This is a genomic window from Pseudomonas sp. J380 (genome assembly GCF_009827115.1).
Taxonomy (GTDB): domain Bacteria; phylum Pseudomonadota; class Gammaproteobacteria; order Pseudomonadales; family Pseudomonadaceae; genus Aquipseudomonas; species Aquipseudomonas paracarnis.
Map to the genome: position 1 here is coordinate 1234366 of NZ_CP043060.1, position 22217 is coordinate 1256582.

The 22217-nt window shown below is 61.2% G+C and carries 15 protein-coding genes; 6 read left to right on the top strand and 9 right to left on the bottom strand.

The genetic code is table 11. The features are described 5' to 3' along the window. Positions 1–58 precede the first annotated feature (58 nt). The gene (locus tag FXO12_RS05670) at positions 59–2047 is read right to left on the bottom strand and encodes an alpha-1,4-glucan--maltose-1-phosphate maltosyltransferase (RefSeq protein ID WP_057977233.1); all 1989 of its coding nucleotides are present in this window, start codon (positions 2045–2047) and stop codon (positions 59–61) included. Between the two features lie 203 nt (positions 2048–2250). On the opposite strand from FXO12_RS05670, the gene FXO12_RS28720 reads away from it, so the two are divergent. Together FXO12_RS28720 and FXO12_RS05675 are read left to right on the top strand one after the other, a co-directional pair. Further along, on the top strand, positions 2251–2409 hold the full coding sequence (locus FXO12_RS28720) for a hypothetical protein (RefSeq protein WP_164919357.1): 159 nt from the start codon (positions 2251–2253) through the stop codon (positions 2407–2409). 184 nt (positions 2410–2593) lie between these two features. Next, entirely contained in the window at positions 2594–3631 is a 1038-nt protein-coding gene (locus tag FXO12_RS05675; protein ID WP_057977231.1) for a M10 family metallopeptidase C-terminal domain-containing protein, read from the top strand. A gap of 6 nt (positions 3632–3637) precedes the next feature. On the opposite strand, the gene FXO12_RS05680 is transcribed toward FXO12_RS05675, so the two are convergent. Next, on the bottom strand, positions 3638–4135 hold the full coding sequence (locus FXO12_RS05680; protein ID WP_034127637.1) for an MgtC/SapB family protein: 498 nt from the start codon (positions 4133–4135) through the stop codon (positions 3638–3640). Between the two features lie 123 nt (positions 4136–4258). Between FXO12_RS05680 and FXO12_RS05685 the strand changes: the two genes are divergently transcribed. The 3 genes from FXO12_RS05685 (at position 4259) to mapR (ending at position 7661) form a co-directional block, all read left to right on the top strand. Further along, positions 4259–4498 (top strand): DUF3203 family protein, encoded by a 240-nt coding sequence (locus FXO12_RS05685; RefSeq protein ID WP_057977229.1) that lies wholly within the window; start codon positions 4259–4261, stop codon positions 4496–4498. Positions 4499–4682: 184 nt separating this feature from the next. Then, complete coding sequence (gene ccoG / locus FXO12_RS05690; protein WP_057977356.1) at positions 4683–6092, top strand: cytochrome c oxidase accessory protein CcoG; 1410 nt, start codon at positions 4683–4685, stop codon at positions 6090–6092. 159 nt (positions 6093–6251) lie between these two features. Then, positions 6252–7661 carry a GntR family transcriptional regulator MpaR gene (mapR, locus tag FXO12_RS05695; protein WP_057977227.1) on the top strand — a complete coding sequence of 470 codons (1410 nt, stop codon included), beginning with the start codon at positions 6252–6254 and terminating at the stop codon, positions 7659–7661. Here mapR and FXO12_RS05700 read toward each other — a convergent pair. The 7 genes from FXO12_RS05700 to tpx form a co-directional block, all read right to left on the bottom strand. Next, positions 7658–8404: an SDR family oxidoreductase gene (locus FXO12_RS05700; RefSeq protein WP_057977225.1), complete on the bottom strand. Its 747-nt coding sequence runs from the start codon at positions 8402–8404 to the stop codon at positions 7658–7660. The genes mapR and FXO12_RS05700 overlap by 4 nt on opposite strands. A gap of 54 nt (positions 8405–8458) precedes the next feature. Beyond that, positions 8459–10552 carry a bifunctional diguanylate cyclase/phosphodiesterase gene (locus FXO12_RS05705; RefSeq protein ID WP_054898711.1) on the bottom strand — a complete coding sequence of 698 codons (2094 nt, stop codon included), beginning with the start codon at positions 10550–10552 and terminating at the stop codon, positions 8459–8461. 368 nt (positions 10553–10920) lie between these two features. Beyond that, positions 10921–12348 (bottom strand): efflux transporter outer membrane subunit, encoded by a 1428-nt coding sequence (locus FXO12_RS05710; protein ID WP_160049588.1) that lies wholly within the window; start codon positions 12346–12348, stop codon positions 10921–10923. Positions 12349–12500: 152 nt separating this feature from the next. Beyond that, a complete protein-coding gene (locus tag FXO12_RS05715; RefSeq protein ID WP_057977222.1) occupies positions 12501–15608 on the bottom strand; it encodes an efflux RND transporter permease subunit in 3108 nt (1035 codons plus the stop codon). Beyond that, on the bottom strand, positions 15605–18706 hold the full coding sequence (locus FXO12_RS05720) for an MdtB/MuxB family multidrug efflux RND transporter permease subunit (RefSeq protein ID WP_014718694.1): 3102 nt from the start codon (positions 18704–18706) through the stop codon (positions 15605–15607). Before FXO12_RS05720 ends, FXO12_RS05715 begins: the two co-directional genes overlap by 4 nt. Continuing rightward, entirely contained in the window at positions 18703–20001 is a 1299-nt protein-coding gene (locus tag FXO12_RS05725; RefSeq protein ID WP_054921437.1) for an MdtA/MuxA family multidrug efflux RND transporter periplasmic adaptor subunit, read from the bottom strand. The genes FXO12_RS05720 and FXO12_RS05725 overlap by 4 nt, the downstream gene beginning before the upstream one ends. Before the next feature lie 232 nt (positions 20002–20233). Further along, positions 20234–20734, bottom strand: a complete 501-nt coding sequence (gene tpx, locus FXO12_RS05730; protein WP_057977221.1) for a thiol peroxidase — start codon at positions 20732–20734, stop codon at positions 20234–20236. A gap of 159 nt (positions 20735–20893) precedes the next feature. On the opposite strand from tpx, the gene FXO12_RS05735 reads away from it, so the two are divergent. Continuing rightward, a complete protein-coding gene (locus tag FXO12_RS05735) occupies positions 20894–22183 on the top strand; it encodes a glycosyltransferase (protein ID WP_057977220.1) in 1290 nt (429 codons plus the stop codon). Positions 22184–22217: the final 34 nt, after the last annotated feature.

Below are 22217 nucleotides of genomic sequence, written 5' to 3' on the forward strand. Positions count from 1 at the left end.
ACGTTCCCACGCAGAGCGTCAAGTGAGGCGTTCCCACGCAGAGCGTGGGAACGAGCACTCAGGATGTGCTGATGCGCCAGATCCCGAACGGCATCTGCGGCTCCAACCGGGTCCATTGGGTCTTGCCGTACCAGGTCCAGCGGTGGCCGTTCATCAAGTCTTCGCCCTGGGTCTGGGCATCGTCGGGCAAGCCCATCTCCCACAGCGGCAATTCAAAGTGGGCTTCCTGGACGTTGTGCGGGTCGAGATTGACGGCGACCAGAATGAAATTGCTGCCGTCTTCGCTGCGCTTGCCGAAATACAGAATGTTGTCGTTCCAGGCGTTGTAGAGCTTGAGCCCCAGGTGCGTGTGCAACGCCGGGTTCTGGCGGCGGATGCGGTTGAGCTGGGCGATCTCGGCGATGATGTTGCCCGGCGCGGTGAAGTCCCGAGGTCGGATTTCGTACTTCTCCGAGTCCAGGTATTCCTCTTTGCCCGGCACCGGCGCGGCTTCGCATAACTCAAAACCCGAATACATTCCCCACAGGCCCGAGCCCATCGTGGCCAGCGCAGCGCGGATCAGGAAGCCTGCGCGCCCGGACTCATGCAGGAAACCCGGGTTGATGTCCGGCGTATTGACGAAGAAGTTCGGGCGGTAGCACTCACGCCAGGGCGACTGGTTCAGTTGGGCAAGGTACTCGCTCAGCTCAGCCTTGGTGTTGCGCCAGGTGAAGTAGGTATAGCTCTGGGAATAGCCGACCTTGCCCAGGCGCGCCATCATCGCCGGGGTGGTGAAAGCTTCGGCGAGAAAGATCACCTCCGGGGACTTGGCACGCACGTCGCTGATCAGCCATTGCCAGAACGGCAACGGCTTGGTGTGCGGGTTGTCGACGCGAAAAGTCTTCACGCCCTCTTCCACCCAGCCCACCACGATGTCACGCAGCTCGGTCCACAGGCTGGGGATGGCATCGGCCGCATAGAAATCGACGTTGACGATGTCCTGGTACTTTTTCGGCGGATTTTCCGCGTATTTGATCGTGCCGTCCGGGCGCCAGTTGAACCAACCCGGATGCTGTTTGAGCCACGGGTGGTCCTGGGAGCACTGGATGGCGAAATCCAGGGCGATTTCCAGGCCGTGGTCGGCAGCAGCCTTGACCAACCGGCGGAAATCATCGCGAGTGCCCAACTGAGGGTGAATAGCCTCGTGACCGCCCTCCTCACTGCCAATGGCGTAGGGGCTGCCCGGATCATCAGGGCCGGCGGTGAGCGAGTTGTTCTTGCCCTTGCGGTGGCTACGGCCGATGGGGTGGATCGGCGGGAAGTACAGCACGTCGAAGCCCATGTCGTGGATCATCGGCAAGCGTGCATGCACGTCATTAAAGGTGCCGTGCCGCGCCGGATCGTCGGTGATCGAGCGGGGAAACAGCTCGTACCAGCTGGCAAATTGTGCGGTTTCACGTTCCACGTCAATCGGGTACGCGGGGCTGACGCTCAAATAGGCGCGATGGTCGGCCTGGGTCATCAGGTGTGCACTGTCTTCGTGCAGGAACAACGCCACCTGCTCGGTTTCCAACAGGCCGGAAAGCTCATGGTGCAACAGCATCAAGCGGCCACGCAGTTCGTTGTCACTGCGTTCGGCGGCCTGCAGCACCAGGCTACGGCCCTCCTGCAACTCCAGGCTGACGGGCACGCCAGCTTCATGCTTCTTGCGCAGTTCGTAACAGAAGCTGGCAAAGGTATCGATCCAGGCTTCGATGCAGTACTCATGGCGGCCTTGGTGGGCCACGGTAAACGCGCCCTCCCAACCGTTGTTGCCGATATCAAGCATGACTACGCTGTGCCAGCTTTCGTCTCCCAGGGCGCGCCAGCGGATCAACACCGCCAGTTTATCGTGGCCATCGGCGAACACTTTGCTGGTGACATGAACCCGCTGGCCCACCACCGCCTTGACGGCAAACTCCCCGTTGTCGATGACCGGCATGGTGCTTTCGATCGCGATCCTGGGTAGCAGCAGCGCCTGCGACAACGGCAGCACGGAGTCTTCTGGAACCAGTGTTTCGGCAGTCATCGAGCAGCTTCCCCTTACGCCCTTTGGACGCTCTTTGCTTGATACGAATTCAGGTACGGCGACGCTATCCTTGAGCTGGGCCGTTTAAAGTCCGAGCCTGGGCGCTGCCCAAAAGTTCAGGTGGATATACCACCCTTGGGCGGGAATCATTTCCAGCAGGCAATGGTCCACCGATAGAGCAAAGCACAAACGAGGCCATACCCATGAGCATCCCGACACCTCCTGAAACCGAAGATCCGAATATCGACGCCCCCCCATTGCCTCCGCCCGAACCGGAACGCGATCCTGAACAGGAGCCGCCTGAAAACCAGCCGCCACCGGTGCAGGAACCGCCCACGACGATGCCGCCGGTTATTGCCTGACTCACAGACACGCAAGCACTTGCCCGTGAAAGTATCGCGGGCAAGCGCTACTGAGCTTTCCTACTTCAATCACCGACAATACCGAGATCCCGCTCTTGATGAACAAGATAGATTCAGTCTCCCGTACGCTGCCTCGCCCCCTTGCCGGCCGCAGACTATCTTGTCCGTTAAGCGAGTACCTTCTATGCGCACCTCACTACTGCCCCCGTTCTCGGATGTTCACGGCATCCAACAACCGCCAGTCAACGATCATCGGGAAAAACTGAACGATCTGTTCAGGGCCGGCCCAAGCGCAATCATGCGCAGGAAAGAGCCTGACACGCCCGCCTCCGCCCCTTCCAGGGCGCCGCAAACCTTTATCTTGCCCAACCCTGCCCACCCCGCGAACGTAGAGCCGAAGACGGCCGGTGCCGACGCCACCCAGCTTGCCCAACTTCGTGCGCTGACCAGCCAGCAGAACATTACCAATATGCTGCGCGCGCCCAACTCACACGAGACCTCCGGGCAGGTGACCACGATCCGAAGCCTGTTAAGCAGGGAAAACGTCAAATCCTTGCTGCACGGCCCGGATGCAGACGAAGCGCGCAAACTGATTACCGATGTGAAGGAGCGTTTAGGTCAATCAAGCCTGCAGATGATTCATGACCGATCCTCACATATCGAGGACCCGGGCTTGAGCCTTGAAGAAATTCGCGAGCGCACCTCCACTCTTGATCCCGAGGCAGGTTTCAACTGCGCTATGCAAATCGAGCGTGATCTACGCATTGAGAAGCTGTCTGCCATACAGCGAATGCGGCAAAGTACACCTCTGGCTTCAGCCCTCTTCGATATCGGCAAAGAGGCGGACCTCGGCAACCCGCCCCCTCAACCGGATAATCCACCGCCCCCGGCAGAAAGCCTCACACACAACAACAATGCCAGGAATGACAATGGTCAGACCTTCACCTTCCATAATACCCGTGAATCAAGTTTCGACGCACCTGAGCAAGTGATGGATTTTGACCACCACAGAGACAAACTCGATGTATCGGCAATTAGAAATCAACTCGGCAACACGCCATTGAAATTGGTAGGAGACTTCTCGGGAGCCAGTAGCGAGGTACAGATTCACTATAGCCCGGCTCACAATACGAGCGTGGTGATGATTTCCGGCAATCCGGGAGAGTCGCCCTTTGTGGTGAAAGCCTTAGGTGAGGTGAGATACGGCAACCTCATCACGTAACCCGCGTCACTCATCCTTCTCCAGCAGCTTGACGATCCGCGGCATCACACTGAATACCGCCAGGGCCAGCAGCGTACTGAGCACCGCCGTCGATTCACGCCCCATTCCCGCCGCAACCCCAATGGCGGCGGTCATCCACAACCCGGCCGCGGTGGTCAGGCCCTTTACATGCTGGCCCTCTTCGTCTTCCTTGCCCTTGAGGATGGTGCCAGCGCCGAGGAAGCCAATGCCCGCGATGACCCCTTGAACCACACGGCTCATGGCATCCGCCTGGCTGCCGGACATCTGCGGCACCAGCACAAATAGCGCGGCGCCCAGCGCCACCAGCATATGGGTGCGCACTCCGGCCGCCTTGCCCTTGTGTTCACGCTCAAACCCCAGGATGCCGCCGAGGATCGCCGCGATCAGCAGGCGCACGGTCACTTGGGTAAGTTGCCGGGCATCGCCAATGTCTGCGAATTCGGCTTGCAGGGTTTGCCACGCCAGATGCCACCAGGCCTCCATGGATGCGCTCCTTTTTATTATGGATAGATAAAGGATGGACAGCGCAGACCGCCAGTCAGTTGCCTGGAACCCGTGCGCATGGCGGCCGCCTAACGCTGCATAGCCCACAAAACGGAGATTGTCATGACCGTACGCATCGAAAATCATCTGTGCTACTTCACGCTCGACGACAATGGCCAGGAACAAAGCCTGCCAGCCACCCGGGTGACCATCCTGACCGATCACGCCAAAGCCATGTCTTATCTGGAACTGGCAGGTTCGCGCATCTACATCACCGAAGCCGAGGCGGACGCGCTGACGGTTGAAGGCGCAACCGATGGCCGTGAGCATGTAAAGGCGGACCAAACTGGTTCGGTGATTTGATTGATCTGCATCATCAGACCCGCTCAACCCCTGCACCCCTATGCCCACGGGGTGCAGCAGATTGACGCACAAGAACGCTTCAAGCTGATCTGATCCGCTTTTTATCACGCCACCTGAGTCTGTTATGCAAACAGTCTGTCGCCCATAGTTCGTCGGCCTGATGGAGGCTGATGAGCGAATGACCATGAGCGAACGAATCCCAACCGTGGAAACCTTTGAGCCCATTCACCCCAAGAAAGTGAAGGCCAAATCCAGCGACAACCTGATCCATACCCGCAGCTTTACCGGCTTGTTTCGCACCCTGCGAGTGGGCGGTGCCGGCCTGCTGTTCCTGGCTTTTTTCGGCACCGTGTGGCTGAACTGGGGTGGGCGCCAAGCCGTACTGTGGGACCTGGCCGAGAGCAAGTTCCACATTTTTGGTGCGACGTTCTGGCCCCAGGACTTCATCCTGCTCTCGGCGCTGTTGATCATCTGCGCCTTCGGCCTCTTCGCGATCACGGTGTTTGCCGGCCGCGTATGGTGCGGCTACACCTGCCCGCAAAGCTCGTTCACCTGGCTGTTCATGTGGTGCGAGAAGGTGACCGAAGGTGAGCGCAACCAGCGCATCAAACTTCAGGCCGCCCCCTGGAGCCTGAATAAGCTGGCGAGGCGCTCGGCCAAGCACACATTGTGGCTGGGTATCAGTGTGTTGACCGGGCTGACGTTTGTGGGCTACTTCACCCCGATCCGCCCCTTGGCCGCCGAACTGTTAACGTGGCAGATCGGTGGGGTGAGCCTGTTCTGGGTGCTGTTTTTCACGGGCGCCACCTACATCAATGCCGGCTGGCTACGCGAAGCGGTGTGCATGCACATGTGCCCCTATGCACGGTTCCAGAGCGTAATGTTTGATAAGGACACCCTGACCATTTCCTACGACACCACCCGCGGCGAGCATCGGGGCCCGCGTAAACGTGACGTGCAGCCAGCCGAGGTTGGCCTTGGCGATTGCATCGATTGCCAGCTGTGCGTTCAGGTTTGCCCCACGGGCATCGACATCCGCGACGGCCTGCAAATGGAATGCATTGGTTGTGCGGCCTGCATCGACGCCTGTGATTCGATCATGGACAAAATGGGCTATGCCCGTGGCTTGGTCAGTTACACCAGTGAGCATCAACTGCAAGGTGGCAAGACCCACCTGCTCAGGCCGCGCCTGATCGGCTACAGTGCCGTGCTGCTGGTGATGATCGCGGCGTTGGTGGTGGCGCTGATTGAACGGCCGATGGTGTCGCTGGATGTGACCAAAGACCGAGGCATGTTCCGTGAAAACAGCCAGGGCTTGATCGAAAACATCTACAGCCTCAAGGTGATCAACAAGACCCAGCAGCGCCAGGACTACCGCCTGGAACTGGTGGATGCCGAGGGGTTCCAGCTGCAAGGCAAGACCCATGTCAGTCTGGCTGCCGGGGAAATTGTCGATATACCGGTGTCGGTAGCGTTGCTGGCGGACACACCGGCCAGCAGCTCTCAAACCCTGCGTTTTAAAGTCACTGATGTGGATGAGCCTTGGATTTATACCGCTGCTGACAGCCGCTTCGTTGCGCCCTTGAATCGCTGAACAACGATAGAGATCAACTGTAGGAGCGAGCTTGCTCGCGAAAAACTCACCGTCGCCGCGTTCATTCAGGAAACACACGTTATCGTTGACGTTTTTCGCGAGCAAGCTCGCTCCTACAGTTCGCCCTGCGTACACATTCAAAAAGCTAATCAGGCCGCCATGAAACGCTACGAAAAATTTGCCGACGACATCGCAGAACTGATCCGCTCCGGCGTCCTCGGCCCCGGCCAGCGCGTGCCATCGGTACGCTATGCCAGCCAGGCCTACGGCGTCAGCCCGTCCACGGTGTTCCAGGCTTATTACTTGCTGGAGCGTCGTGGCCTGATCAGGGCGCGCCCGCGTTCTGGCTACTTCGTCAACACCCACGCGCCGAGCCCGTTTTCCGAGCCGGTGGTGAGTGAGCAGGTGCATGAGTCCACCGATGTGGGCGTCAGTGAGCTGGTGTTCTCGGTACTGGACTCGATCAAAGACCCCAACACCGTTCCCTTCGGCTCGGCCTTCCCCAGCCCCATGCTGTTCCCGCTGCCGCGCCTGGCGCGCTCCCTGGCCAGTGCCAGCCGCGACATGGACCCACGCCTGGTGGTCACCGACATGTCGCCAGGCAACCCGCAACTGCGCCGCCAGATTGCCCTGCGCTATATGGTCGGCGGCCTGATGCTGCCGATGGAGGAGTTGCTGATCACCAACGGCGCCCTGGAAGCACTCAACCTGTGCCTGCAGGCCGTGACCGAACCGGGCGACCTGGTCGCCATCGAAGCGCCGGCGTTCTACGCCTGTTTGCAAGTGCTTGAACGCCTGAAGCTCAAGGCTGTGGAGATCCCGGTGCACCCGCGCGACGGTATTGACCTGAACGCCCTGGCCCAAAGCCTTGAGCGCTATCCGATCAAGGCCTGCTGGACGATGACCAGCTTCCAGAACCCCATGGGCGCCACGTTGCCTGAAGAGAAAAAACAGGCGCTGGTGGAACTGCTGCGCAGCCATCAAGTGCCGCTGATCGAAGATGACGTCTACGCCGAATTGTATTACGGACAACAGGCCCCGAAACCGGCCAAGGCCTTCGACACCGAAGGGCTGGTGATGCACTGTGGCTCCTTTGCCAAGAGCCTGGCACCGGGTTACCGCGTGGGCTGGGTCGCCGCCGGGCGCTTCGCACAGAAGGTCGAGCGGCTGAAACTGATGACCTCACTGTGCCCGTCGATGCCGGCGCAGGCGGCGATTGCCGACTACCTGCAACACGGCGGCTATGACCGGCACCTGCGCAAACTGCGCTACGCCCTGGAAGAACAGCAAAGCGCCATGCTGGCGGCCATCGCTCGTTATTTTCCGGCGCAAACACGGGTCAGCCAGCCGGCGGGAGGCTATTTTTTGTGGTTGGAACTGCCGGAGCAGACCGACTCGCTGAAATTGTTCCAGATGGCTCTGGCCCAGGGCATCAGCACTGCGCCGGGGCCGATCTTTTCCGCCACTCAGCGGTTCAGAAACTGCATTCGCCTGAATTACGGAAGCCCTTGGAACGAGGCGTCGGAAAAGGCCATGGAGACACTAGGGCGGATCGTGCGCTCGTTTTAACGGCCGCCGCCCAAGTCGATAAACGTTCCGGTGGAATACGATGCCTTGTCCGACAGTAACCAGATAATCGCCTCTGCCACTTCATCCGGGCGCCCGCCACGCGCCATCGGGATACCGGATTCCAGCTTGCTGACCCGGTCCGGGTCGCCGCTCAGGGCATGGAAATCGGTAAAGATATAGCCAGGGCGCACGGCGTTGACGCGAATGCCCTCGCCCGCCACCTCCTTGGACAGCCCCAGGGTAAAGGTGTCCAGCGCCCCCTTGGAGGCCGCGTAGTCGACATACTCTCCCGGCGAGCCCAGCCGCGCCGCCACCGACGACACGTTGACGATACTGCCTCCCTGCCCTCCATGCCGGGGCGACATGCGCAATACCGCGTGTTTGGCACACAGGATCGGGCCCAGCACATTGGTCTTGAGGATTTTGAGGATACGAAACTCGGACATCTCATCGACCCGCGACTTATGCCCCACGGTGCCGGCGTTATTCACCAGCGCGGTGACCCGGCCCAGTTCCGTATCAACGCGATTGAACAGAGCGATCACTTCATCCTCGCTGCTGACATCGGCCCGCACGGCAATCGCCTGGGCACCCAGCGCGCGAACCTGATCCAGTACACCCAGGGCAGCGTCTTCATCAGACTGGTAGTTGATGCAGATGCGATAGCCTTGGCGAGCGGCGAGCAATGCCGTTTGGGCGCCAATGCCACGACTGCCCCCCGTGATGATGACGACTTTGTCCATGGCTGCGGCCTCCCGATTCAACCGGATGTTTAGGGTTGGATCCAAGAATACCCGTCACTGACTGCTTTTGTCAGGCGCCGGCTGTTCGGCGCCCCGGATATTCGCCATGAAGCTATCGGCCGGCAATGGATGCCCCAATAAGTAGCCTTGCAAGGAGTCACACCCCAGGCGGGTGAGGAAGTGCTGCTGCACATCGGTTTCCACCCCCTCGGCGACGATCCGCAGGCCCAGGGCCTGGCCGAGGGCCACGATGGCCGAGACGATGGCCGCGTCATCGCTGTCGTGTTCCAGGTCACGCACAAAACCGCGATCGATCTTCAGCTCGTTGGCCGGCAGGCGCTTGAGGTACATCAGGCTGGAGTAACCGGTGCCAAAGTCATCGATGGACAGGTCAACCCCCATGTCCGACAGTTGCTGCAATACCGTCATGCTCGCATCGGCATCGCTCATGGCGGTGGTCTCGGTGATTTCCAGCGTGAGGCTGTTGGCCGGCAATTGGTACCGTTCCAGTGCAGCCGCTACGCTGTTGACCAACCCGGCGTGGCAGAACTGCAACGCCGAGAGGTTCACGGCAATGCGCCAGTGCTCATAACCCTGTGCGTACCACTGACTCATCTGGCGACAAGCTTCATCGAGCACCCATTCGCCGATGGGAATGATCAGCCCGGTTTTCTCCGCCAGTGCAATAAACGTAGCGGGCATCAGCAAGCCCTGATGCGGATGCTCCCAGCGCAACAGCGCCTCGGCCCCCACGGCAAGACCACTGACGGCGTCGAACTTGGGTTGGTAATGCAAACGAAATTGCCCCTGCTCAAGGGCAATGCGCAGGTCCTGCAGCAATTGCAGTTGTTTGCGCGCATTGGTGTTCATCGACACATCGAAGAAGCTGTAGCCATTCTTGCCCATGCCCTTGGCGTGATACATCGCCGCGTCGGCGTTCATCAGCAGTTCCTGGGGGTTGCTACCGTTGCCCGGGAACATGGCGATGCCGATGCTGGCCGAGATCTGCAACTCATGCTCGGCCACCGTGAACGTGCGGTTGATCAGGCCCACCTGGCGCTCGGCCAAGCCCATCGCATCATCGGGCTGGGTGAGTTGCACCAGCAACACGAACTCATCGCCGCCGATGCGGGCCAAGGTATCCTGGCTGCGCAAGTCCTCGCGCAGGCGCAAGCCAACTTCGCGCAGCAACTGGTCGCCCAGGTGATGACCAAAGGCATCGTTGACCGGTTTGAAACCATCCAGGTCGATAAACATCAAGGCAAAGCAACCGCCCCGCTCGTGCACCGCCTGGATGCCTTGTTGTATGCGATCTGCCAGCAAGGTGCGATTGGGCAGGCCGGTGAGCATGTCATGCAGGGCCAGGTGGGTGAGTTCCTGGTTGGCCAGGGTCAGGGAATCGGCGAGTACGGCGGTGCGCGCTTCCAGGCGCGCATCCAGCACCGACGTCAACAGCGCAATGACCAATACCGCCAGCGAAGTGACCAAGACCAGGTTATCCAGGCCCTTGCCGCTCAGGCCCGTCAGTGCGGCACCGCAGAAGCTGTCATCGGCAAAGCGCGCCGCAGCCATCCCGGTGTAGTGCATCCCAACGATGGCCACGCCCATCACCACGGCTGCGCCGCCCCGAGCCAGACGCACATAAGGTGTGTTGCGCCGCAGGTTGAAGGCGATCCACAGCGCGGCGCCGGAAGCCACCACCGCGATCAACAACGAAGCGCCGAACAAGGCCGGGTCGTAGTCGATGCCCGGCGTCATGCGCATCGCGGCCATGCCGGTGTAATGCATGCTGGCGATACCGGCCCCCATCACCAGTGCGCCAAACGCCAGTTGCCAGGCCGGCAAGCGTGGCTGGCTGACCAGCCATAACGCGAAGCCACTGGATAGCACGGCGATCAACAGCGACAACAGGGTAATGCCTACCTCAAACCCAAGGGCAAACGGCAGGCGCAGGGCCAACATCCCGATAAAGTGCATGGACCAGATGCCGACGCCCATCGCCACTGCGCCACCCGTGATCCACAGGTAAACGGCACGCCCCTTGGCGGTCGCGATACGCCCGGCCAGGTCCAAGGCGGTGTAGGACGCCAGGATGGCCACGCACAGGGAAATCACGACAAGGGAGGTTGAATAGCTACCGATCAGCATGGGACGTCTCGCAGGCGACCGGCGCAAAAGCCCGTGCCGGGTGGCAAATCGGGCGATTGTAGCGAGTATGAATACAGGACAGGTGATTAATTAATCCATTGGCCATCACGCAATTTCTGGCGTCAATCGGCTGGCTTTATCTGGCTGTTTTCAACCACATCATGGACATCAAAATGTGCGGGGCTTGCGCAGATTTCCTGTGGGAGCGGGCTTGCCCGCGAAGGCGGTGTGTCAGTCACCGCATATGCTACTGCACTAACGCTTTCGCAGGCAGGCCAGCTCCCCACAGGGTGCTGTGCTTGACTGACTGGCATTGGGGCAAGCCCACACATTTGATCTTGCTCCCACAGGATGCGCGGCGTATCCGGTTACTCCTTTTCGGCCAGGGAGGTCTGGCCATCCCAGCCTCCGCCCAATGCTGCGATCAACTGCACACTGGCCACCAGCCGCGACTGCAGCAAGGTCAATACCGTGCGCTCGTTGCTCAATGCCGTCGCCTGCACCGTGACCACATCCAGATAGGCAATCAACCCGGCCTTGTACTGGTTTTCGGTCAAGCGCAAGGATTCACGCGCGGCTTCCAGTGCTTCATTGCTGACCACCGCCTCATCGGCGAGCACCTTGAGCTGGACCATGTAGTTTTCCACCTCACGGAAACCGTCCAGTACGGTCTGGCGGTATTTGGCCACGGTCTCGTCATAGCTGGCCACGGTGCGGTCGACTTCCGCCGAGCGTTGGCCGCCATCGAACAGGGTCATCGCCAGTTTCGGCCCTACCGACCAGAAGCGGTTTGGCAGGCTGATCCAATCTTCATAGGTGCTGCTGGAGTAGCCCCCCGCCAAGCTCAAGGTCAGGTCGGGGTAATAGGCAGCCTTGGCCACGCCAATATTGGCGTTGGCGGCGATGACCGAGCGCTCGGCCGAGGCGATATCGGGGCGACGCTCCAGCATCTGGGACGGCAGGCTCACCGGTATCTGCGGCAGGGCCGGGATGTCTTTACTCACCGCCAAGTTGAAGTTGGCTGGCGCCTCACCGATCAGTACGGCGATGGCGTTTTCCAATTGGGCACGCTGCCAGATCAGATCGATCAGGCTGGCCTGAGTGGTCTTGAGCTGGGTTTGCGCCTGGGCGATGGCATCCTTGCCAGCCACACCGGCACGGTATTGGTTTTCGGTCATTTTCAATGAGCGCTGGTACGTGTCCAGCGTGGCTTGCAGCAAACGCGTCTGCTCGTCCATGACCCGCAGTTGCAGGTAGCTTTGCACCAGTTCGGACTGTTGGCTCAGGCGCATCGCGGCCAGGTCGGCCGAGCTCGCCTCGGCGCTGGCTTCGTTGGCCTCCAGGCCTCGGCGCAACTTGCCCCAGATATCGGCTTCCCAACTCACGCCCAACTGGGCGTTGAGGGTGTCGCGGATACCACTGCTGGAACTACTGAGGCTGGCACTGCTGCTGCCGGTGCCCTGGCTGGCGCGGGTCTTGCCGACGCTCAGGTCAACGCTGGGGTAAAAGCCCCCCCGTGAGCTGCGTACCAGCGCCTGTGCCTGGCGAAAACGCGCCTCGGCCTGGGCGACGGTCTGGTTGGACGTGTTAAGGCGCACCACCAGGTCATTGAGTTGTCGGTCACCGTACAGCTCCCACCAGGCGCCACGCGCCAGGGAGTCGCTCGGGTTAGCCTGGCGCCAGCCTTGGGCCTCCTTGAACTGCACCGGCTCGATGACGTCCGGGCGTTTGTAGTCAGGGCCGATGGCGCAGGCGCTGAGCAACACACCACACATCATCACGGCCAATAACTTCATGCCATTTCCGGCAGCTTTATTGTGGCGAGGGAGCTTGCTCCCGCTGGAGGGCGAAGCACTCCCAGGCTTTTTGGGGGCCGCTTCGCAGCCCAGCGCGAGCAAGCTCCCTCGCCACAGCAGGCCCGCAGCTACGAGGGATTGGGTTGAGTCGGTCATAGCGCAGTGTCCAGGGCAGCATCGGTACGCACGCCGCGCCAGGCGTTGAAGCGATGGCGCGCGCGGTCCAGGTAAAGGTAAACCACCGGGGTGGTGTAAAGGGTCAGAACCTGGCTGAACACCAGGCCGCCAATAATGGTCAGGCCCAACGGGTGGCGCATCTCCGCACCATCACCACTGCCGAGCAGCAACGGCAAGGCACCGAGGATCGCGGCCAGGGTGGTCATCAGAATCGGCCGCAGGCGCAACAGACAGGCGCTGCGGATCGACTCCAGCGGGCTCATGCCATCGTTGCGCTCCAATTGCAGCGCCAGGTCGATCATCAGGATCGCGTTCTTCTTCACCACGCCGATCAACAGGAACAAACCCAGCAGCGAGATCAGGCTGAACTCGCCCCCGAGCAGGTAGATCGCCAACAACGCACCGACACCGGCCGACGGCAGCGTAGACAGGATGGTCAGCGGGTGGATGTAGCTTTCATACAAGATACCCAGCACCAGGTACACCGCCACCAGCGCGCCGAGAATCATGAACGGCTGGCCTTTCTGGGTCGCGGCGAACGCATCGGCAGTGCCGGCCATCTTGGCGATCACATCCTCGGGCAACCCGACTTTGGCAATCGCACGCTCGATAGCCGCCGTGCCCTGCTCCACCGTGACCCCGGGCGCCATGTCGAAGGCGATATTCTCCGAAGCGAACTGGCCTTCATGGCTGACGCGGTCGTCGGCCAGGCTGTTCTCATAGTGGGCAATGGTCGACAACGGCACCCGTGCGCCGTCGGCCGTGATCACCTGCACCTGGTTGAGGGTGATCGGGTCTTGGGCGTATTTTGGGTTGACCTCCATCACCACCTGGTACTGGTTGAGGCTGTCGTAAATGGTGGAAATCTGCCGTTGGCTGTAGGCGTTGTTGAGCACCGCCGTGACCATGTCCATGTCGATGCCCAGGCGCTTGGCCTGGTCGCGGTCGACAATCAACGTCACTTGGGCCGCACCGCGGCCTTCGCGGGCGTCGATGGCGGTCAGCTCCGGCAACTCACGCATCGCCGCCACCACTTTCGGGTACCACAGGCGCAACGCGGCCAGGTCGCCGCTTTGCAGGATGTAGGAATATTGCGCGCTGGTCTGGTCGCGGCCGCCCCCGAACTGCAGGTCCTGGTCGGCCATGAGGAACAAGCGCCCGCCCGGCACCAGCGGCACCTCCTTGCGCAGGCGCTCGATCACCGCCTGGGCGGAGATCTTGCGTTCGCCAAGCGGCTTGAGGCGCACCAGCATCACTGCGTTGTTAGTGCCTTGGTTGCCACCGATAAAGCCGGCCACACTGAGCACCGCCGGGTCCTTGAGCACCGCCTGGCGAAAGATCTCCATCTTCGGCTGCATGACGCTGAACGACAGGCCATCGTCACCGCGCACAAAGCCGATCAACTGGCCGGTGTCCTGCTGGGGCATGAAGGTTTTGGGCACCACCACGTACAGCGCGATATTCACGCCCACGGTGACGAACAGGCTGAGCAAGGTCAGGCGCCGATGGCGCAGCACCCAATCCAGGCTGGTGGCGTAGCCGGCGACCATGCGGTCGTTGACCTTCTGGCTCCAGCGTTGCAAACCGGTCTGCCGGTCCTTCGCATGCGGCTTGAGCCAGCGGGCGCACAGCATGGGCGTCAAGGTCAGCGAGACAATCAGCGAAACGATGATCGCCGCCGACAAGGTGATCGAAAACTCACGGAACAGGTTAGTGACGATCCCGCCCATGAACAGGATGGACAGGAACACCGCCACCAGCGACACGTTCATCGAGAGCAAGGTAAAACCGACTTCCTGAGCGCCCAGGTACGCGGCTTTCATCGGTGGCACGCCGTCGTCGATGTGCCGGGAAATGTTCTCCAGCACCACGATGGCATCGTCCACGACCAAACCGGTGGCGAGGATCAGCGCCATCAGCGAAAAGTTATTCAGCGAAAAGCCATACAGGTACATCACCGCAAAGGTGCCCACCAGCGACACCGGCACCGCCAGGGTCGGGATCAGCGAAGCACGGAAGTTACCCAAGAACAGGTACACCACCAGGATCACCAGCCCCACGGCAATCAGCAGGGTCATTTCCGCCTCATGCAGGGTGGCAGTGATCACTGGCGAGCGGTCCATGGCCAGGCTGAGCTTGACGCTGGACGGCAACACCGCCTGCAACGCCGGCAACTGCGCCTTGATCTGCCGCACGGTTTCGATGATGTTGGCGCCGGACTGGCGGTTGATCACCAGCAACACCGCCGAATCATTGTTGAAGAAACCGCTGTTGTAGCGGTCTTCCACCCCATCGGTGATCTTCGCCACGTCCTTGAGACGCAGGGCTGCGCCATCCTGATAGCGAATCAGCAGGGGCTCATAATCCTTGGCTTTCTCCAGCTGATCGTTGGCCTGGATCTGCCAATTGCGCTCGCTGTCTTCCAGCGAGCCTTTGGGCCGGCGCTGGTTGGCATTGGCGATGGTGTTGCGCACATCGTCCAGGGCGACGCCGTACTGATCGAGGGCCTTGGGTTCCAGTTCGATGCGCACCGCCGGCAGCGAACTGCCGCCGATCTGCACTTCGCCCACACCCGGCACCTGGGACAGGCTCTGGGACAGAATGGTCGAGGCCAGGTCGTACAACTGGCCTTTCTGCAACACGTCGGAGGTCAGCGACAGCACCATGATCGGCGCCTGGGACGGGTTGATCTTCTTGTAGGTGGGCATGCTGCGCATGCCACTGGGCAGCAGGTTGCGCGACGCGTTGATGGCCGCCTGCACTTCCCGCGCCGCCCCGTTGATGTCGCGGTCGGAATCGAACGCCAGAATCACCCGGGTAGAGCCCTGGCTCGACGAGCTGCTCATGGTGGTGATACCGGCAATCGCGCCGAATGAGCGCTCCAGCGGCGTGGCCACCGTAGACGCCATCACCTCGGGGCTGGCGCCGGGCAAGCTGGCCGACACCACGATCACCGGAAAGTCGATCTGCGGCAATGGCGACACCGGCAACAAATTGAAGCTGACGCCACCGAGCAACATGATCGCCAGGCTCAGCAGCATGGTCGCGACCGGCCGGCGGATGAAAGGTCCGGACAGATTCATGGCTCAACCGGCTCCAGGCGTTGTGGCTCTTTGCGCCAGCGCCGGCCAAGACGATCGAAGTACAGGTAGATCACCGGCGTGGTGAACAGCGTCAACACCTGGCTCACCAGCAACCCGCCGACCATCACCAGGCCCAGGGGCTGGCGCAGTTCGGCGCCGGAGCCGCTCGCTAGCATCAAAGGCACCGCGCCGAACAAGGCAGCCAGGGTGGTCATCAGGATTGGCCGGAAGCGCAACAGCGCGGCCTGGTAGATCGCGGTCTGCGGGTCCAGGCCCTGGTTGCGTTCGGCGTCGAGGGCGAAGTCGATCATCATGATCGCGTTCTTTTTCACGATACCGATCAGCAGGATGATGCCGATGATCGCGATCATGCCCAGGTCATTGCCACTGAGCAGCAACGCCAGCAAGGCCCCCACCGCCGCCGACGGCAAGGTCGATAGGATAGTGATCGGGTGGATGTAGCTCTCATAGAGCACACCGAGCACGATGTACATGGTGACCACCGCCGCCAGGATCAACAGCAAGGTGCTCGACAACGAGGCTTCGAACGCCTGGGCCGCGCCCTGGAACTGGGTTTGCACGCCCACCGGCATGCCGATGTCCTTCTGGGTCTGGTTGATCAGTTCCACGCCTTTGCCCAACGCTACGCCGGGCGCCAGGTTGAACGACATCATCACCGCCGGGAACTGGCCGATATGGGCAATTGCCAATTGCGCCTGGCGCTGTTCCACATGGGCCAGGCTCGACAGCCGTACCTGACCACCGTCAGTGGTTTTCACATGGATCTGGTTGAGGGCCGCCGGGCCGAGGGTTTCGCCGGACTGGGCCTGCAACACCACTCGATACTGGCTGGCCTGGGTGTAGATGGTGGAGATCTGGCGCTGGCCGAAGGCGTCATACAGCGCATCGGTGATGGTCGAGACACTTACGCCCAGGCGCGAGGCCGCGTCGCGGTCGATCACCAGGTACACCTGCAAGCCTTTGTCCTGCAGGTCACTGGCCACGTCGGTGAGTTCCGGCAACTGGCTGAGGGCGTGTACCAGCTTGCCGCTCCATAACGCCAACAACTCGGCGTCCGGGGAGGACATGCTGAACTGGTACTGGGTACGGCTGACCCTGTCCTCGATGGTGAGGTCCTGCACCGGTTGCATGAACAGGCGGATACCCACCAGCTTGTCAATCTGCGGTTGCAGGCGGGTGATGACCTCGGCTGCGCTCAAGTCGCGCTGGCCGTGAGCCTTGAGGTTGATGAGCAAGCGGCCGCTGTTGAGGGTGGCGTTATCGCCATCCACGCCAATGTAGGACGACAGGCTCTCGACCGCAGGGTCGGCGAGAATGATCTTCGCCAGTTCCTGCTGGCGCTGGCTCATGGCCGCAAAGGAAATCGACTGCGGCGCCTCGGAAATACCCTGGATCACCCCGGTGTCCTGCACCGGGAAAAAACCCTTGGGCACCACCAGGTACAGCACCACCGTAAGCCCCAGGGTGGCGATCGCCACCAGCAACGTCAGCGGCTGGTGCTTGAGCACCCACTGCAACTTGCGGCCGTAGGCTTCGATCAGCCAATCAATCCAGGCGCCGCTGGCTTTGTAGAAGCGGCCCTGCTCTTCTTCCTTGGGTTCGCGCTTGAGCAGGCGCGCGCACATCATGGGCGTGAGGGTCAGGGACACTACCAGGGAAATCAGGATCGCCACTGCCAGGGTGATGGCGAACTCACGGAACAGCCGCCCGACCACGTCGGCCATGAACAGCAACGGGATCAATACCGCGATCAACGACAGCGTCAGGGACACCAGGGTGAAACCGATCTGCTTGGCGCCCTTGAGCGCGGCCGCCATCGGCGTCTCGCCTTCCTCGATATAGCGCGAAATGTTCTCCAGCATCACGATGGCGTCGTCCACCACAAACCCGGTGGCGATGGTCAAGGCCATCAGCGTCAGGTTATTGATGGAGAATCCGGCCAGGTACATCACACCAAAGGTGCCCACCAGGGACAGCGGCACGGCGATGGACGGAATGATCGTGGCGCTGACCCGGCGCAGGAACAGGAACGTCACCATGACCACCAGGGCAATGGCGATCAGAAGCTCGTGCTGTACGTCTTTGACCGAGGCGCGGATGGTCTGGGTGCGGTCGGTGAGCACCGTCACGTCCAGGCCGGCCGGCAGGTTGTCGGTGATGCTCGGCAGCAGGGCCTTGATACGGTCTACCACCTCGATCACGTTGGCGCCCGGCTGGCGCTGGATATTGAGCAACACGGCCTGGTTCTCGTTGGCCCAGGCGGCAAGGCGCTCGTTTTCGGCGCCGTCGACGATCTGCGCGACATCCTTGAGCCGCAGCGGAGCGCCATTGTTGTAGGCCAGGATCAGTTCGGCGTATTGCTCGGGCGAGACCAGTTGGTCGTTGGCGTCGAGCATCGAAACGCGGGTGGGGCCGTCAAAGTTACCTTTGGGCTGGTTGACGTTGGAGGCGGCGATCAGGGCGCGTACGTCCGAGAGGTTCAAGCCATTGGCCGCCAGGGCCTCGGGGTTGACCTTGATACGCACGGCCTGGCGCTGGCCACCGGCGATGCTGACCATGCCGACACCGCTGATCTGCGCGATTTTCTGCGCCATGCGTGTGTCGACCAAATCATTGAGCTTGGGCAGCAACATGGTCTTGGAGGTGATTGCCAGGGTCAGCACCGGGGTATCCGCCGGGTTGACCTTGTTGTACACCGGCGGCGCCGGCAGATCCTTGGGCAACAGGTTGGTGGCGGCGTTGATCGCGGCCTGCACCTGTTGCTCGGCCACATCCATATTGATGTCGAGGTTGAAACGCAGGGTCAGCACCGAGGCGCCGCCGGAACTGGTAGAGGCCATCTGGGTCAGCCCGGGCATCTGCCCGAACTGGCGCTCCAGCGGTGCGGTGACCGCGCTGGTCATCACATCGGGGCTGGCGCCGGGGTACAGGGTCATCACCCGGATAGTCGGGTAATCCACCTGGGGCAACGCCGACACCGGCAGCAGGCGGTACGAAATGATGCCGGCCAGGACAATGGCCAGCATGCTCAGCGTGGTGGCGACCGGGCGAAGGATGAACAGGCGCGACAGGTTCATGAACCGACCTTTTGCGCCTTGCCGGCGTCAGCCCCGGTCTCCCCTTTCGCTGCGGGCTTGCCTTGCAGGTGCTCGGTCGGCGTGGTCGGCACCTCGCTGCTGGCGTTGACCACTTCGATCTCGCTGCCGTCCTTGAGGCGGTCGGTGCCTTCCAGCACCACGCGGTCGCCAGCGACCAGGCCTTCCTTGATCACGGTGTTTTCGCCATCGGTGTCACCTACCACCAAGGGCTGGACCTTGACCTTCTTGTCGCCGTCGAGCTTGTAGACAAAGGTGCCATTGTTGCCGAACTGGATCGCCGCAGATGGCGCCAGCACCACGTTCTTCAAGGTATCAGCCAGCAGGTGCACATTGACGAACTGGTTGGGGAACAGCGCCTGGTCCTTGTTATCGAAACGCGCCTTGAACTTCAGCGTGCCGGTGGTGACGTCAATCTGGTTGTCCAGGCTTTGCAGTACACCGACCGCCTGCTTTTTCACGTCGCCACGGTCCCAGGCTTCCACGGGCAACTTGTTACCGGCGTGGTAACGAGCCAGCACGGTTTCCAGGGTATTTTCCGGCAGGGTGAAGGCCACGCTGATTGGCTGGGTCTGGGTGATTACCGCCAGGGCGGTGGTGTCGTTGGCGGCGACGAGGTTGCCGACGTCAAGCTGGCGCAAACCGACCCGGCCGCTGATGGGCGCGCGGATTTTGGTGAATTCCAGGTTGAGCTTTGCGTCGTCCACCGCGCCCTGGTTGGTCTTGACCGTGCCCTGGTACTGCAACACCAGCGCTTCGGCGGTGTCCAGGGTTTGCTTGGCGATACTGTCCTGGGCGTACAGGTCGCGATAACGCTGTACATCGACCTGGGCGTTCTTCAACTGGGCCTGGTTCTGCAGCAAGGTGCCCTGGGCCTGGAGCAAGGCGTTCTGGTAGCTGCGCGGGTCGATTTCTGCCAGCAGGTCACCGGCCTTGACCATTTGCCCTTCCTCGAAGGCGATCTTGACCAGCTCGCCGCCCACCCGGCTGCGCACATTAATGGTGTTCAGCGCCGTGACCGTACCCAGCGCCTTGTAGTACACCGGGAACTCACCCAGCACTGCAGGGGCCACGCGCACCGGCACTGGGCCAGTGGACCCGCCGAAGCCCGGGCGTGCCATGCCGGTTTTACCCGTGTGCCCGGCCGGAGCGTCTTTATGGGCCGCGCCGCTGGGCCAGAATTTCCAGCACAGGCCGGCGATAACCAGCAGCACGAGCAGGCCAAACAGCCAGCGGCGGGAGTTGCGGGGGGAGGATTGCATGGAGTGATCAACCATTGGGCGCGAGAGCTTCTACTTTGGGAGGCTGAAAGATAAGCACTGGGGGGGCCTTAAGAAAAGCACCTTTACCGGCTATTTACTTTGGGCTTACAACGTTTAACTTCTGATCTTAGTCCACCGGCTATTTCGCTAAACCGCTGACGCTCAAATAAAAACGGCCTGGACTAGGCCAGGCCGCAATCATGCATCATACGTGTTACTGCCAAACGACAGTCATACGTAGAAACAGTTACTTCAACACAGCCAGGGCGGCGTCGTAGTTTGGCTCTTCAGCAATTTCCTTGACCAACTCGCTGTGCAGCACGTTGTCGTTTTCATCCAGCACCACGACAGCGCGAGCGGTCAGGCCCTGCAGCGGGCCGTCAGCGATGGAAACACCATAGTCAACGGCGAAGTCGGCATTGCGGAAATCCGACAGGTTCTTAACGTTTTCCAGGCCTTCGGAGCCACAGAAACGCGCTTGGGCGAATGGCAGGTCGGAGGAGATGCACAGGACCACGGTGTTGGCCACATCGTTGGCCTGGGCATTGAACTTGCGCACGGAAGTGGCGCAGGTTGGGGTATCAACGCTTGGGAAGATGTTCAGCACTTTGCGCTTGCCGGCAAAGGTAGCCAGGGTGGCGTTGGACAGGTCGCCGGCGGTCAGGGTGAAGCCTGCAGCTTTGGCGCCGACTTTCGGCAGTTCGCCTTCAACCTGGACCGGGTTGCCTTTAAGGGTGACTTGAGCCATGAACGGAATCCTTATGCTGGTTTTTGGTTAAACAAATTCGAGAGGCGGAAGTTAACCACAAAGTGCCGACGCTACCTACCGCCAGACACAAATTGTCATGTCGTCAGGTTGTGGTTTAATTGCGCGCTTTTCGCCCGCCCTTCAAGGAAACCGTCGTCGATGAATCAGCCCGTCACCAAAGTCCTGGTCATTGGTTACGTCTGGCCGGAGCCCCGCTCCTCGGCCGCGGGCGGGCATATGATGCAAATCCTTGAGAGTTTTCTTACGCAAGGTTGGGACATTACCTTCAGCAGCCCGGCCACCATTGGCGAGCACAAGGCCGACTTGCCGGCACTCGGGATCGCCGAACGCACCATCGAACTGAATAACAGCAGTTTCGACGACTTTATTCGCGAACTGGCCCCGGATATCGTGCTGTTCGACCGTTTCATGATGGAGGAGCAATTCGGCTGGCGCGTAGAACAATGCTGCCCCGACGCCCTGCGCGTGCTGGAAACCTCCGACCTGCAAAGCCTGCGCGACGCCCGTCACCAGCGGCTCAAAGAGCAGGTGAAAGCCCAACCCGACAGCGACGACTTCAGCGCCCTGTTCGCGCCGGCGCTGGAAGACGAGTTCCAACGCATGGCCGACACCGACCTGGCCAAACGCGAAATCGCCGCCATTTACCGCTGTGACATCAGCTTGATGATCTCCGACGTGGAAATCCGCCTGCTCACCGAACAGTTCAAGGTGCCTGCCGCCCTGCTCCACTGGTGCCCCTTGATGCTGCAACCGCCCACCGACGCATTTGCGCCCTTTGAAGACCGTGCGCATTTCCTCAGCATCGGTAACTTCCGCCACGCGCCCAATTGGGATGCGGTGCTGTGGATGAAGCACCGCCTGTGGCCACTGATCCGCCAACAACTGCCAGGCGCCCAATTGCATATCTACGGCGCCTACACCCCGCCCAAGGCCACCGCCCTGCACAATCAGGCCCAGGGCTTCCATGTAATGAACTGGGCCGAAGATGCGCTGCAAGTCATGACCGCCGCGCGCATCTGCCTGGCACCGTTGCGCTTTGGCGCGGGCATCAAGGGCAAGTTGGTCGACGCCATGCTGTGCGGCACGCCCAGTGTCACGACCCCAATCGGCGCCGAGGCCATGGGCGATGACCAGCCCTGGCCCGGCGTGATTGCACAGGATGCGCCGGCCCTGGCTGCCGCTGCCGTGGCCCTTTATCAGGACCGTGAGCGCTGGACCCGGGCCCAGGAACACGGGCGCCAACTGCTGGCCCGGCGCTATGACCAGGACATCCACGGGGCCGCCTTGGTGGAATGCCTGGAACGCTGTCGCCGCGACCTCGCTACCCATCGCCGGGACAACTTCACCGGCAGCATGCTGCGCCACCACGCGCATAAAAGTACCCAATACATGTCCCAGTGGATCGAGGCGAAAAACCGCACCCTGTAAACACTGCTGCTGGCGAGGACGTGCGTGACGGGGC

Bases quoted from the DNA above. Each gene is read 5' to 3' on its own strand.
- FXO12_RS05670 (WP_057977233.1), bottom strand. From the start codon at position 2,047: ATGACTGCCGAAACACTGGTTCCAGAAGACTCCGTGCTGCCGTTGTCG.
- FXO12_RS28720 (WP_164919357.1), top strand. From the start codon at position 2,251: ATGAGCATCCCGACACCTCCTGAAACCGAAGATCCGAATATCGACGCC.
- FXO12_RS05675 (WP_057977231.1), top strand. From the start codon at position 2,594: ATGCGCACCTCACTACTGCCCCCGTTCTCGGATGTTCACGGCATCCAA.
- FXO12_RS05680 (WP_034127637.1), bottom strand. From the start codon at position 4,135: ATGGAGGCCTGGTGGCATCTGGCGTGGCAAACCCTGCAAGCCGAATTC.
- FXO12_RS05685 (WP_057977229.1), top strand. From the start codon at position 4,259: ATGACCGTACGCATCGAAAATCATCTGTGCTACTTCACGCTCGACGAC.
- ccoG (WP_057977356.1), top strand. From the start codon at position 4,683: ATGAGCGAACGAATCCCAACCGTGGAAACCTTTGAGCCCATTCACCCC.
- mapR (WP_057977227.1), top strand. From the start codon at position 6,252: ATGAAACGCTACGAAAAATTTGCCGACGACATCGCAGAACTGATCCGC.
- FXO12_RS05700 (WP_057977225.1), bottom strand. From the start codon at position 8,404: ATGGACAAAGTCGTCATCATCACGGGGGGCAGTCGTGGCATTGGCGCC.
- FXO12_RS05705 (WP_054898711.1), bottom strand. From the start codon at position 10,552: ATGCTGATCGGTAGCTATTCAACCTCCCTTGTCGTGATTTCCCTGTGC.
- FXO12_RS05710 (WP_160049588.1), bottom strand. From the start codon at position 12,348: ATGAAGTTATTGGCCGTGATGATGTGTGGTGTGTTGCTCAGCGCCTGC.
- FXO12_RS05715 (WP_057977222.1), bottom strand. From the start codon at position 15,608: ATGAATCTGTCCGGACCTTTCATCCGCCGGCCGGTCGCGACCATGCTG.
- FXO12_RS05720 (WP_014718694.1), bottom strand. From the start codon at position 18,706: ATGAACCTGTCGCGCCTGTTCATCCTTCGCCCGGTCGCCACCACGCTG.
- FXO12_RS05725 (WP_054921437.1), bottom strand. From the start codon at position 20,001: ATGGTTGATCACTCCATGCAATCCTCCCCCCGCAACTCCCGCCGCTGG.
- tpx (WP_057977221.1), bottom strand. From the start codon at position 20,734: ATGGCTCAAGTCACCCTTAAAGGCAACCCGGTCCAGGTTGAAGGCGAA.
- FXO12_RS05735 (WP_057977220.1), top strand. From the start codon at position 20,894: ATGAATCAGCCCGTCACCAAAGTCCTGGTCATTGGTTACGTCTGGCCG.